Source organism: Vibrio sp. 10N.222.49.C9 (genome assembly GCF_041474985.1).
GTDB classification, from domain to species: Bacteria; Pseudomonadota; Gammaproteobacteria; order Enterobacterales; family Vibrionaceae; genus Vibrio; species Vibrio crassostreae_C.
Genome location: NZ_JBFRVD010001076.1, coordinates 1 through 404, shown reverse-complemented (window position 1 = coordinate 404; position 404 = coordinate 1). Strand labels below are relative to the sequence as shown.

Here is a 404-nt window from a genome sequence, read left to right as displayed (position 1 = left end):
GTGTTATTCATCTTAAAAACGGTTCTAACGATAAGTTGTATTTAGAGGAGGAGTTGTTTGTTAAGTCTCATAGCTCACGAGTTGGTGATTTCACACTGTACCTAGCAGACTCATTAGAGGCTGGCGTTGCAACATACGATGTATATGCCTCATATAATAAGTTAAGTACGGGTTTCTGGGTTTGTAGAATTGACCCTCATACAGTGCCGCTTAAGTACAGGATTTCACCTGTAGCTGAATCTTTGCCTGTAGGCATGGGTGATGTACAGCAGCCAGCTAAGGTAGTTAAAAAAGTTTCTATCACTAAGTCGTCTTTACCTGATGATGTAGTGGAAGAACTAAAACTGCTAACAATTGAGGGGAACGCAATCGTATTGCCCACTCAGCAGTTGGTGCATTATGCC

The 404-nt window shown here is 41.6% G+C and carries 1 protein-coding gene; it reads left to right on the top strand.

Translation table 11 applies throughout. The features are described from left to right. Positions 1–53: 53 nt before the first annotated feature. Positions 54–404 (top strand): hypothetical protein (locus tag AB4585_RS26960; protein WP_372171807.1); only part of this gene is annotated, 351 nt, incomplete at its 3' end.